A 12,396-nucleotide genomic window follows, 5' to 3' on the forward strand; every position below is an offset into this window, starting at 1 on the left:
AGTGCGTCATGGATTCGATCCTACGCGCAGCTGGGATGTACCTGGCCCTTATGCTGGTATTCCGCGTAGCCGGACGACGCTCTCTGGCCGACCTGACTACCTTCGACTTCGTCTTGCTGCTGATTATTGGAGAGGCGACTCAACAGGCGCTGCTGGGTGAGGATTTTTCGTTCACCAACGCCATGCTGGTGATTGCTACGCTGATCGTCCTCGACGTAGGGCTGTCGTTGGCGAAGCTCAACTCCAAGCCCTTGGCGCGGCTTCTGGATGGGCACGCTACCCTGGTCGTCGAAAACGGGCGCTTTCTGCATCACCGAATGCGCCGCGCACGCCTCACGGAAGACGACATTCTTGAGTCGGCGCGGGATAGCCAGGGTATCGAGAACATCGAGCAGGTGAAATTTGCCATCGTGGAGCGAAACGGCAAGATCTCGATCATTCCAGCCGACTAAAGCACCCATATCGCCTGGGCATGATCGATGCTGGGAACGGGCATCCTGTCGCGATGGGACATCAGCCATTCGCGCATACGCTCGGCATCGAAAATCTGCCCCTCTTCCATCATCATCAGAATGAGTGAATGGGACATCCGGTAACAACCACATCGGGAGCATCGCCGCTCCTCCCAACCGCTGATGCATTCGACGGACTCAGCCTGACCAGCGCAGATTAGACAACTCATGTAAGCCCCCTTTTGTTCTTGTTCAGTTGAGGGTGGGTGAAAGGATCTGGCGCATTCAATGTCTCTCGCATGACATATGATTTCCACGCCACGCCTAAATTCCCTCTACTTGGCAACCCATCACAAGACCTTATCCACCTGGCTGTTAATCGGGCAGCGCTGGTCATCGCTGATCTGTGCCCGGATCGCTGATGCCACCCATCGTGGACGTTGAACCCCGCCGCTTCGCCGTGACTCAACCCCAGGCAAGTTTTGTATTCTCAACCCGTGATGAGGTAACGCCATGAACGCTATCGATTTGCTGATTCAGGATCACAAGCTGGTGAAGAAGCTTCTTGAAGAACTGTCCGCCACCACAGAGCGAGCCGTGAAAAAACGTGCCGAGCTACTGCAGAGAATCGAGCAGGAATTGCAGATTCATACTGCGCTCGAGGAGGAAATTCTCTACCCGGCCATCAAGGAAGCCGGGGGCAAGGAAGAAGCGAAGATGTACTACGAGGCCAAGGAGGAGCACCGCACTGTCGACTCCCTCGTCATCCCTGACCTTCTCGGCACTGACACCGGCACCGTTGAGTTTGCCGGTCGGGTCAAGGTCATGAAAGAGCTGCTGGAGCATCACATCGAGGAAGAAGAAGGCGAACTCTTCCCGACCGCCAAAAAACTCCTTGGTAAAGACATGCTGGAACAGCTCGGGCAAACCATGGAAACCCAGAAAAAGTTGCTCAAGGGCGAGCAGCGGGCTGCCTGATGGGCCACTCCCTGCCAGCCTGACGAAGCTGGCAGGGCATTTCTCATCGAGCTTGTGTCCCAAGAGGCAGTTGAAACGGCTCAGGCAGCAGGTCTGAGCGCCCCGAGCTGGCTTGCTCAGGCGCTGGGGGTGAGCTTGATGCCACCACAGCGCCCCCGAGTCAGCAGGTAGTCCACCTGCCTGGCCCGATTGACCGCCACGCGGATTTCACAGCTGGCCGAGTTGACCACATCGCCCCAATACTCGGTATGCACCAGTTGGCCGTTCTGCGGACCGGTGTAGGTACCCAGCGCTTCACGCGACACATAAGAGGTGTCGCGGCGATAGATCAGCACCACCCAGTCCTTCTCCGGTGCCAGCGCGATCTCGCTGGGTGTACCGAAGTGATCGACCGCCTGGGCCACCGGGCGGTTCTTCCAGTAACTGCGGGCCTGGGCTTCGGGCAGGGTCGGAATGGCAGAGCAGCCGCCGAGCAGCAGTGCGGTGATCATCAGCGAGAGCAGTGTTTTCATCGCACCACCTCCTTGGCAGGTGCATTCCGGGCGGGCATCTGGTCGAAGGCCTGATCGACCATCTTCAGGATGAGGTCCCTGCCATGCTCTCGGTTACGCAACTGGAACAGGCCTGGAGCGGTCGCCACCATCTGGGTGGGCAGCATCTTGCCCATCGGAATCATGAACTTGGCCTGGCGCTGGCTTGGCTGGCAAAGAAAGTCACGGCTCTGCGCCAACCACGTCTCGGGCTTCTTCTGCCACTGAGTGGAGACCTTCACCGGCCGGATATCGTTGTAGAACTTGTCGACGTTCTGCGCACCCTTGAGGCGCACACGATTCTTGGCGCAATCGACCTCGACGTCATAGGCGGTCATGGTCGGCTTGGCGCCCTCTTCGTAAAGCCTGAATACCCCAAGCGAACGGATACCGCCCGGGCGCTGGAAGATATTGGCAGGCTCGCCATCGACGACGAAGGCTTCGTTCTTGTACATGCCGCCTTGCTGGTGGATGAGCCAGTAGTCGCCGACCGAGGAAGGTTCGGCTTGTGCAGTAACTGCACCGCAGCAGAGCAATGCCGCAAGCCCGTGCTTGAGGGAAATGGTCATGACGCAACAGTCCTTGTCAGTGTTATCGCCCAGACGCAGCGCATCGGAGGAAGTAGGCATGGAAAGCTAGTTGCCTGACAGGGTTACGTCAAATCAAGTGTCGACGACTGTGAGAGGGAGCACACATGGCTGCGGCGTCAGCATGCCGCTAGCATCACCTCAAGAAGCCACGCAACCAAAGGCACAGAACCCCCACGCCCGGCTCAGCCATCCGCCCTCGGGTACGGCATGCTGCCCGTAAGTACTGCAAGCGTGACCGGGGTCTGCAACCCAATTTCCACGCGACTGGTCATATCCTTCCAGACCTTGATGGAATCCAAATATCTCGACGCTTGCTCTACTTGCCACGACATTTATTAGGCTCTATCTCAAGCTGCCCGGTGCTAGTGTGGCTTCGCCAGTGGACATGGATAAGGGCCAAGCATCCCAAGGATCCGATGATGGCTACCAATGTCGTGATACCCGTGGACAATCCGAAGAAGTCGATCAAGTAGCCGGTGACCACTGGAATTGTTCCAGCTGGAATGTACCCACCCATATTGAAAATCGCATTGGCTTCAGCCCTCCGCTCGCTGCGGACATTGTCTGCGATAAGTGTGAGGCCACCCAATTGGCCTAGCCCTTGTCCTGCTCCGGCGAAGAGGGCTGAAGCAATCAGCCAGGACACAGAGTTCATTTCCATGGCGATCCAGACGCTACTCATCGACGCAATCGTGGCCGCCCCGCTAATGATGAAGATCGTGCGATGGCCAAATCGTTTGGCTGCGAACTGGACACCTACCGCGACAATGAACATGAAGAATGCCATGCAGCCGGTAATCAACGGACTGCTCATTCCCATGAACGTGGCGATCAGCTTCGGGCCCAAGGAAAGGATGAACGAAGTAGATGTGAGGCCGGGCCCAAAGAAAGCGATGCCCAGCAGCACGATACCTACGCTCTCTTTCGGAACGGTTGGTAAGCGCAGCTTGAACGAACCAACCCCCAGCTTGCGGTTTTTTTGGCCTAAAAGAGCAAAAAACGCCAGGCAAAGAAGAGCGATCTCAATCTCAAAGACCGTGTGAATGGGAGTGGCGAAATACTGCGCGACGATGCCAGCCAGTAACGGCCCTGCACCTGCACCGGTAACCATCGCCACAGACGCCATCAACGAAGCAAAGTGCTTTCGGTGCGGTTGAGCGTGCTCAACGACGTTGGCCATACCTCCGGATACCACCAATCCAACAGATATACCGGTGAGGAAGCGAGCCGCCATGAGGGCACCAATGCTTTCCGCCTGGTGGAACAGGATAGCGCCGATGATTGCCAAGCCGATGCAGGGCAGCAGCAGAGCTTTGCGTCCGTAGTGGTCGGATAGCTGTCCTGCCACCGTCAGAGTGAACAGCAGTCCGATGATGTAGCAGGCGAAAATCACGGCCAGGGTTCCAGACGTAAAGCCTAAGGTCTGCTGCCAGATGCTGTAGAGCGGAGTAGCGGCGTTGGAGAGGATAAAAATCGCGGTGACGATCCATGCTGTTCGATACACAGCGAGTGTCCCCTGTTGGGGTGTTGTGCTGTTCATGAGCGAGGTCTCTCTGGTAACTGGTTGCGGGCCAGATTAATCAGAGGACTGATGGACGCCCATTCGCTGGAGGCGCAAACGGGGTGTGAAAAAATTCACATTGATGTGGTTTTTGCCAAGCCTTCAATGAGGAAGTCGAGTACCACTCTGATCTTCACTGAGTTTCGCAAGTCCTCGTGAAAAGCGAGCCAAATTGGAAGCTCAAGGGCAGGGATATCCTTGTCAGCTCTCACAAGCCCATACTCGGCAGCCAAGAAGTGCGGCAGGTAAACCACTCCCGCTCCCCCAACTGCTGCGAGTGCCTGGATCCGCAAGTCGTTGCTGGTCACCGAAAGCTCCCGACCATCGAGATGATCCATAAGCCATCTCTGCTGTGTTGACTCCACCATGCTTTGGTCATAGCCAATGAACTCGAAGTATTCAGGAGATCGCTTCGCCAAGTAGGCCTCGCTTGCACAAGGGTAAAAGCACAATGTTCCCAGGTTTTTGGCAACAACACTTCGCTCTTCAGGTCGATTGAAAGTGATCGCGATATCCGTTTCTTTTCTCGCCAAGGACGCAGTCGATTTTGCTCCCACCAACCTGATCTGAAGTCGAGGATGACGCTCACGTAGCTCCCCCAATCTGCGAGCGACCAGAGTGCCTAGGTAGGCAGGAGGCGCTGACAAAACGACCTCACCTTCCACTCGACACTCCTCGCCATCGACAAAGCGTTCCAGCGCGAACGATGCCGACTCCATCAGCGCTGCATACTCGCCCACTCGGAGGCCGTCCTCGGTGAGTGCGTACATGCGCGCTCTCCGGTCGACAAGCTTCATGTTCAATGCGGTTTCGAGGGCAGAGATCCTTCTTGCAACCGTGGCATGCTCGACACCTAAAGACCGAGCTGCTGCTGCCAATGATCCTTCTCGAACGAAAGCGATAAAATATCGGAGGCTTTCCCAATCAAACATAGCGACTCAATAGATAGTTGATCAACAGTCATGAATGTATCAGCACCCACTCAACTAGGGCAATGTCAAGACTTGCAAAGCACAGGGTTGGCGATTTTCTAGGAAAACTCCGAACACGTTGCCCATCAGCCGGAAATGGGTGGCTTAGGGATGCCGAAAAGGTGCTGACTTGATCGGAGAACCCCTAAAGTACAGCAGTGCATTTACGAACTCCTTGCCCACTCAATGTCAGTAACGCTTCAACTTCGCCCTCCGTCCATAAACTGTTCCCTTTTCCGTCGGAATATTTGGCCCCTGAAGCTGTGCGCTCTTCTTCCAGAGTGAAAAGTTTGCCACCGACGAAAACGCTTGCAGCGTCCTCTCCAATGAAGGTTACATCCACCTCCATGCCTTCACACATGTAAGCGGCCTTATCTTGAGCCGCCAATGACGCACTAATGTCTTTTCGTTCATTGCCACTATCATTACAGGCAGATAGGGCCAAGCAGGCCATACTCGCACCGATCACTAAAGGAAGTTGTTTTAGTCACATACTACAGCACCCCCGATAACCGAGAGCACATCATCAATATGTATATCATGCCCTCCAAAAGCCGCACGAGCAGTTGAAGCGCACGTCAAGAACGATATATCTTGCATCAGAACTCGTAACTTAATTTAAGCGTAGCTCCAGCACTGTTTCCGATCTTTTCTCCGAGGGTTTCTTTGAGCGCCAAACTCGCGTGTACACTTCCGTGACGCGCACGCACGGCCAAGCCTGCACTTAAAAGGTCGCGAGACTGTTCGGCCGAGTTCTGTTTCACCTCAATGCCTTCAAGGGTAGCGGTGCTGCTTGCCCCTCGTGAACTCAAAGAACGGTGGTAGCCAAGGTTAAGCTCAGGCTCGACTGACCAACTGCCCATGGGTATGCCGCGCCCAATACTCAGTTCAACGGTAGCGAAGGTAGCATCCTTACTCGCTTTGTTCACGCCCAGCGCCAGCTCGCTGTTCTTTTCTCGCCTATCGCTCCATTGTGTATGTGTTGCCACCAACCCGACCCTGGGCTCGATACGCCAGTCTGCATACCGCTGCTGGTACCCAACGTTGATGCTCGCATGATAGAGCTGGCCATTGCTGTCCCCTTTTGCACTCGTGAATCCGGTCAGATCCCTTTTACTCTTAGCATCAAAATAACCGGCCCCGAGGATACCGCTCAGGTAGGGGCCTTGCTGCAGGCTGTCGAAAGCATGAATGAAACCGACAGAAAGCTGAGTGATATCAAATTCAACTTTTCCACCAGCGCTGCTCACGCGCCCTTTGGTCTGGGCTAACGTAGCCCCACCTTGATTTCGCTCATCGAATTTTTGGATGATGCCAATTGCGACGCCGTCGCTTCGCTCCCTGCTGTTACTGGCACTCGAGCCACCCTCATTGCGCTGTCCAGAGGTGAGGCCTTGCATCCACAATCGAGTCGTCTGGCCAGGAGAGACATTGGAAAGTTCGGAAGACATTGCATTGCTTACTGCGATAGGTTGCCGACTCAAGTACGCTAAACTGTCGGCATAGACCTGACCCCCCGCGTTGCGAGGCAGGTCGTCGAGATAGCCTCTCGATAAAGTGCTTTGAAGCCATTCGTTATAATCCCCCGCACGCAGCGCGATAGGTCGATCTCGTAACGCGTTTAGCGCACTTGCAGTTCTCGCCGTATTTCCTCTCAAGTCTTTTTGGCCGGGCAGCTCTGTCGATGCCAAAATCAAATCGACAGCGTGCTGGCGGAATCTCAGGTCATATCGCATGCCTCGCTCGGCGAGTCCCGGGGCTTGTTGCAAGCTATCGAAGCCTGCGCCGTAACCTGCACCTTGGCTCGCAACGATGAGCGGTTGTACGGTTCCAACGCTATGGGTAGGCCCAGCGGTGAGCTGAATTCGACCGCCGAGATTAGCGAATGCCGCTGGCCCTTCAAGGCGGATTGCCGCATTTTGACTGTCCGTGGTCCTGAGGGTACTGGTAGTCGACAGTTCCAGCGAGCGAGTGAAGGATAGTGCGCTGACCTCTCGTTCCACTACGAGCGTACCCTCCAATCTGGTAGGTGCATTCACCTGGCCCCTGCCGCGCAATTCACCACTTTCAGCGACCGTCAGTCCTGGGCCCGTCAACGCCCCATTCACGACCAGCCGCCCACTGCGAACATGACTGGTTGTAGAGAACTGGTTGGTACCGTCAAGCGCCAACTCGCCCTGCTCTACAGCTACACCAGAAAAACGGTTGTTGCCTGCAAGGGTCAAAGCACCTGCACCGCTTTTGGTAAGCGTGCCACCAGACGTTATGTCGTTACTCCAGACATCACGATTACTCCAGCGAAGCGCGCTAGGGTTCATCGTCACGGTTTGATCGGCAAAAAGCATCGCGGGCCCCTTGATTGCTTTTCCCAGGTTTAAAAGCCCCCAACCGAATTCGTTGTCTACACCAGGACTGCCAAGATCCGACGCCGTCGTCAGCAACGTCATTCTTACCTGCGCCATACTCAGATAAGGAAACCGCTCAGCAATCAATGCTGCACCTGAACTCACCAGCGGAGTTGAAAAAGAGGTTCCACTACTCGGCTCATAAACATACTCGACATCACGCTCGCCGCTCACGCTCGCGCCCACCACATACAGGTCGCCTGGAGCTGCCAAGCACCAGCCTCTTGAAACACCGCACTCATTTGAATAGTCCGTCAACCTTCCGTCTGCCCCAACTGCAACCACGCTCAGAAAGCCACTCTCCAGCTCTGGCCTATATCGAGGCAATGTCGCGAGCAACCCAGGTTGAACGTTACTTTCGTTACCTGCAGCGAATGTGAATAGGCGCCCACTTTTCACGCCACTGACGAGTTCGTCAATGAAGGGGTGCTTAGCGGCGGGGTCTATTCTTGAGTACGCCAGATCGACCGATTCGGGCGTCTCGCCAATAGGGTCATCATTATAACTATTGCTGATTATTCTAATCGAGGGTGCCTTCTGCTGAAGTGTGGACAGTGCGCCGTAAAAGTATTCCTCTTTTCCGGGCGTCAGCAAGGAGGATGGGGGTTCTTCTGCATTGTCATCCGACTCATCCTCGTCTTCATCCACTTCTCCCACCTCTGTTTGGAATAGTCGAGACTCAGGCGCAACGCCACCTACAAATGTGAACTCACCAAGGCTTTCTGTGCGCGATGCGATAATTCCACTAACACTCGCCCCATGACTTTCAATCGTGGGCAGTCCGGTTTTCTTGTCTGTACCAAACTTCGGAATTGAGAGATCCGAGTCAAACGCCATGTCATTGATGATGGTACGGTTGATCAGTGGTCGAATATCCAGCCCGAAAAAAGCAGGGTGCTGCGGAAGAAACCCGCGATCAATGACACCTACGTCGACTCCGCGGCCGAAAAGCTTTAGGTCGCGAGCAGCAGGTACGCCAACATAATCCTGCTCCCACCCACTATAGTTATTCGCTGCATTTGCGTGGCTCGGTAATGCGGCCAGCAGGGGGGCCAAGGCGAACTGCGTTAACGATTTTGTGTTGAGGGTGCATCTTCTCAGGGACGGCTTCATTGTACGTTCTCACGAAAGTATAGAAAATCAAGTCAAGAGTGGCGCCAGCATTACTTCCGAAAATGCCCATGTCTGGCCAGGTAGTCATGACCCTGCCAAGTTGAATACGGTGCCAGCGAGATTTCCGAAATACCGCCGCTTGTCGACATCCACGCAACGTCACCCGACTTAAAAGTCAAGCCGCAATAGTGTGCGCCAGAAGTTTTTAATGGGCGAACGCCAGTGCTTTCGCCAATTGTTTTCCCACCATTCGTCTTCGTTTTTGATCACGCCCTCGATGTCACTGCTCGCCTGGGTAGCGGAATGCTGACGGAACATCATCGGAAATACGCAGTGTTGCCGGATCCGCTGTTTGAACATCACGTCCACAGGGACACCGTCATAGGGAGTTTTTGCCAAAATCTCACAGCCCGCTCGCGAAAGCACATAGGCATGAAGAGCGACTACGCGCCCTCTCGCGATGAAGGGGCACCACGTCAGCCACGTTCGACCCATGCTGTAACCCAGGTGCAAGGATTCGAAGCGTCGCGTGCGCATGAAACGATTTATCCACGCGACACGACCCGCCTTGAAGTCGTAGGATTTCGCGTCATCCTCAAAGATGAGAATCCTGTCGAGACCTTCATCGAGCGCTTGTTGGGCAAGTCTCTGATGAGACAAATAACAGCCGCGCTGTGGGTTGCTGTCCTTTTGCGCGATGTGGAAGATCACTTGCTGGCCGAGTCGCTCACCGATCCCGCGCCTGAATAACTCTCGCCTGTCGCTTCGCACATCGAGCGAAATGCAATAAACAGCGTCAACATCAAATTTAATTTTACTCAGCATTCCAACCACCCGACTCAACTGGCTGGAAATATTGGAGCTGCACCCACCCTCCAATATATAGGAGGATTCTTATATCGCCCCTCGCTCAAGCTAGCGCCGTCCGTATAGCCGAGGCCGCCAGGTCGAAAACATGAGTATTAGCTGCGAAACACCAACGAGTTGCCTTACAGCATTGGGGCAGATCACGCCTCGCCTACGGTGACCCGTCGCGTACACGACCCCGGCATTAACAACATTCCACGAGCCTCACTCCAACAAGCCGCGCAACCAAAGGCACAGGCTCCCCCAAGTCCGGCTCAACCATCCGCCCTCGGGTACGGCATGCTGCGCGATGATCGGCTCGGCTCTGATCAGGCCGCCCAGCAGACTCCAACGCACCACGCCTACCTGCTGACCCTGCTCGACCGGCGCGATGATCGGCTCGAAATACTCCACCTCGCTCCTCAGGCCCGCCTGCTGTCCGGTAGGTACTGAAAGCGTGACCGGCGCCTGCAATCCCATTTCCACGTGACTGGTCATGCCCTTCCAGACCTTGATGGGATCGAAAGATGTCACGGCTTGCTCTGCCTGCACCTGCTCGAAGGCGCGATAGCCCCACCTGATCAGGCCCGCCGCCTCTTCGGCCCTGCGCTTTTCATTCTCGGCCCCCAGCAGCACCAGCAGCATGCCGCGCTCATGCGTGGCATCGACTCGCCGCTGTGCAGTCGCCACCAGACAGTAACCTGCTGCCGCTGTGTAGCCCGTCTTCATGCCCGTCACGCTCGGATCGCTGAACAGCAATGGATTACGATTCTTGCGATTGGCCGTCGGCGTTCCGGGATAGTGATATTCCTTGATCGCGAAATAGTGCGCATATTCAGGAAATCCGTTCACCAACGTCAGCGCCAAGGCACCCAGGTCGACGGCGCTGCTGAGGTGGCCCTCTTCAGGCAGGCCAGCAGGGTTCATGAAATGGGTATCGAGCATACCCAGGCGTTGCGCCTCGGCATTCATCATGATCACGAACTGATCGACAGTACCGCCCACCACCTCAGCCAATACATAGGCCGCGTCGTTGCCTGATTGCACCAGAAGGCCTTTGATCAGATCGTCCAAGGTGACCTCCATGCCGGCGTGAAGGTACATGGTCGTGCCCGATTGTTTCCAGGCACAACCACTGATGAACACCTTTTGCTGCAGGTCGATGTGCTGGGCACGCAACGCCTTGAATACCAGCAGCGCCGTCATCAATTTGGTGGTGGAGGCGGGTTCGAATCGCCGATTCCCGTCTTTTTGCGCGAGCACCTGTTTCGCATCGGGGTCAATCAATACATAAGCCTTTGCAGACACATTAGCGCCGCCGGCAAGTACCGCCTGACTCAGGATCAACAGCGTGGCGCTGCAGGCGGCCATACTCAGGTGGTTGCGAAAACGCGCCGTGGGTGTCACGCAAGACTTCATCAGGTCTCCAGATTATCGAACAGGGCATGGATGCACCCGATAAAAACCCAAACAACAGTAATTTGCCAAATGATCGCTCATCATCGATAGCGTGATGCCTGCGCATCCGATAACGCCTTAACCACCATCACGCCAAACATGAGCAAATATCACGTATTTACCCGCTAACGCGCAGTACTTATAGTTTTTGCGCAAGATGAACTTCAGCAATCCCGAACAACTACAACTTACGGCACGCATGATTCCTCTGCACACATTGAACTCTCGTAAAGGAATAATTCGCCATGATAAAGCCCTATGTACTTATCGGAAGGCAGCGCACATTGATATTGGCATTGGGATATTGCGCCCTGCTCACAGGTTGCGCCAGCGACTCACCGAGCGCCCAGTACGCTGTCGCCCAGTCCCAGGTGGACGCCGCCGTCGGCGCAGGGGGTACCGAGTTTGCCGCCATCGAGATGCGCGCGGCCCAGGACAAGCTCAAGCAGGCCGCAATCGCCATGCACGCTGCTGACAACAGCGAGGCCCGCAGGCTTGCCGAGCAAGCTGAATGGGACGCCAGGGTAGCAGAGCGCAAAGCCCAGGCCGCCAAGGCTGTGAAGGCGGCAAGTGACGCCAAGCGCGGTGCCCAGGACGTCCTCGGCGAGGCCATGCGCAGCGCCCGTTAAACAGCGCCCTATCTATTGTGTTTGAAAGGAACTGCATTCATGCAAAAGACCATCTTGATCCCCGCCCTGCTGACACTGGGCGCTATCGCTGGCTGCTCGCACGCGCCCAACGCTCAATTGGAGCAGGCACGCGTGAACCTCGCCACACTGCAGAGCGATCCGCAGGCAAGCCAGGTTGCCGCCGTCGAGACCAAGGAGGCCGAGCAAGCTCTGGACCAGGCTGACCTGGCCTACCTCGATGGAGAAGACGAACAGAAAGTCAGTCACCTGGCCTATCTGGGTAACCAGCGGGTAGAGGTTGCAAGGCAGACAGTGACACTGCGTGTTGCCGAAGCAGACCTGAGGAATGCCAGCGCCCTGCGTGCTCAGGCCAAACTCGAAGCCCGCGAGGCGCAGATTCGAAAGCTGCGCGAAAGTCTCAATGCCAAGCAGACAGCACGCGGCACCGTGGTCACCTTCGGTGATGTGTTGTTCGCCTTCGACAAAGCTTCGCTCAGGACCAGTGCCCACGCCAACATCGAGCGTCTCGCGCAGTACCTGAATGAAAATCCCGAGCGCAAGGTGATCGTTGAAGGCTTCACCGACAGCAAAGGCCCTGCGCCTTACAACCTGAAGCTCTCCGATCGCCGGGCCACCAGCGTCCAGGCAGCCTTGGTGCGCGCAGGGGTCGACCCACGGCGCATTGTGGTCAGGGGTTACGGTGAGGATTTCCCGGTGGCGGACAACGCCGATAGCACTGGCCGTGCGCAAAACCGTCGCGTGGAAGTCACCATTTCCAATGACGACCAACCAGTCAAGGCTCGCCACCTTTCACCTACGCACTTCTGAAAGCCAGCCCAATAATGGCCCAGGCGCTGTCGTCG

Annotated in this window: 13 protein-coding genes; 4 read left to right on the forward strand and 9 right to left on the reverse strand. The window is 55.9% G+C overall.

What is annotated here, in order from left to right; translation table 11 throughout:
- Positions 1-8: 8 nt before the first annotated feature.
- Positions 9-452: a DUF421 domain-containing protein gene (locus IAE40_RS02415; protein WP_063544662.1), complete on the forward strand. Its 444-nt coding sequence runs from the start codon at positions 9-11 to the stop codon at positions 450-452.
- Here IAE40_RS02415 and IAE40_RS02420 read toward each other — a convergent pair.
- Positions 449-589, reverse strand: a complete 141-nt coding sequence (locus IAE40_RS02420; RefSeq protein ID WP_176717975.1) for a hypothetical protein — start codon at positions 587-589, stop codon at positions 449-451. The genes IAE40_RS02415 and IAE40_RS02420 overlap by 4 nt on opposite strands.
- Positions 590-965: 376 nt before the next feature.
- Here IAE40_RS02420 and IAE40_RS02425 point away from each other — a divergent pair, with 376 nt between their 5' ends.
- On the forward strand, positions 966-1,430 hold the full coding sequence (locus tag IAE40_RS02425) for a hemerythrin domain-containing protein (protein ID WP_054893723.1): 465 nt from the start codon (positions 966-968) through the stop codon (positions 1,428-1,430).
- A 116-nt stretch (positions 1,431-1,546) separates the two neighbouring features.
- On the opposite strand, the gene IAE40_RS02430 is transcribed toward IAE40_RS02425, so the two are convergent.
- From IAE40_RS02430 to IAE40_RS02465, 8 genes are all read right to left on the reverse strand, one after another.
- The gene (locus tag IAE40_RS02430; protein WP_153774687.1) at positions 1,547-1,942 is read right to left on the reverse strand and encodes a hypothetical protein; all 396 of its coding nucleotides are present in this window, start codon (positions 1,940-1,942) and stop codon (positions 1,547-1,549) included.
- A complete protein-coding gene (locus IAE40_RS02435) occupies positions 1,939-2,529 on the reverse strand; it encodes a hypothetical protein (protein ID WP_054893721.1) in 591 nt (196 codons plus the stop codon). Before IAE40_RS02435 ends, IAE40_RS02430 begins: the two co-directional genes overlap by 4 nt.
- A gap of 337 nt (positions 2,530-2,866) precedes the next feature.
- Positions 2,867-4,090, reverse strand: a complete 1,224-nt coding sequence (locus tag IAE40_RS02440) for an MFS transporter (protein ID WP_200602573.1) — start codon at positions 4,088-4,090, stop codon at positions 2,867-2,869.
- A gap of 95 nt (positions 4,091-4,185) precedes the next feature.
- Positions 4,186-5,043 (reverse strand): LysR family transcriptional regulator, encoded by an 858-nt coding sequence (locus IAE40_RS02445; protein ID WP_200602574.1) that lies wholly within the window; start codon positions 5,041-5,043, stop codon positions 4,186-4,188.
- Between the two features lie 184 nt (positions 5,044-5,227).
- On the reverse strand, positions 5,228-5,536 hold the full coding sequence (locus IAE40_RS25940; RefSeq protein WP_200602575.1) for an MliC family protein: 309 nt from the start codon (positions 5,534-5,536) through the stop codon (positions 5,228-5,230).
- A gap of 145 nt (positions 5,537-5,681) precedes the next feature.
- Positions 5,682-8,600, reverse strand: a complete 2,919-nt coding sequence (locus tag IAE40_RS02455) for a S8 family serine peptidase (protein ID WP_200602576.1) — start codon at positions 8,598-8,600, stop codon at positions 5,682-5,684.
- Between the two features lie 168 nt (positions 8,601-8,768).
- Entirely contained in the window at positions 8,769-9,422 is a 654-nt protein-coding gene (locus tag IAE40_RS02460) for a glycosyltransferase family 25 protein (protein ID WP_200602648.1), read from the reverse strand.
- 249 nt (positions 9,423-9,671) lie between these two features.
- Positions 9,672-10,865 (reverse strand): D-alanyl-D-alanine carboxypeptidase family protein, encoded by a 1,194-nt coding sequence (locus IAE40_RS02465; protein ID WP_200602577.1) that lies wholly within the window; start codon positions 10,863-10,865, stop codon positions 9,672-9,674.
- Positions 10,866-11,149: 284 nt separating this feature from the next.
- Here IAE40_RS02465 and IAE40_RS02470 point away from each other — a divergent pair, with 284 nt between their 5' ends.
- Complete coding sequence (locus IAE40_RS02470; RefSeq protein ID WP_200602578.1) at positions 11,150-11,533, forward strand: DUF4398 domain-containing protein; 384 nt, start codon at positions 11,150-11,152, stop codon at positions 11,531-11,533.
- 39 nt (positions 11,534-11,572) lie between these two features.
- Entirely contained in the window at positions 11,573-12,361 is a 789-nt protein-coding gene (locus tag IAE40_RS02475) for an OmpA family protein (RefSeq protein WP_112898087.1), read from the forward strand.
- The last annotated feature ends 35 nt before the right edge of the window (positions 12,362-12,396 follow it).

Origin of the sequence: Pseudomonas sp. S44 (genome assembly GCF_016624805.1) — a bacterium.
GTDB classification, from domain to species: domain Bacteria; phylum Pseudomonadota; class Gammaproteobacteria; order Pseudomonadales; family Pseudomonadaceae; genus Aquipseudomonas; species Aquipseudomonas machongensis.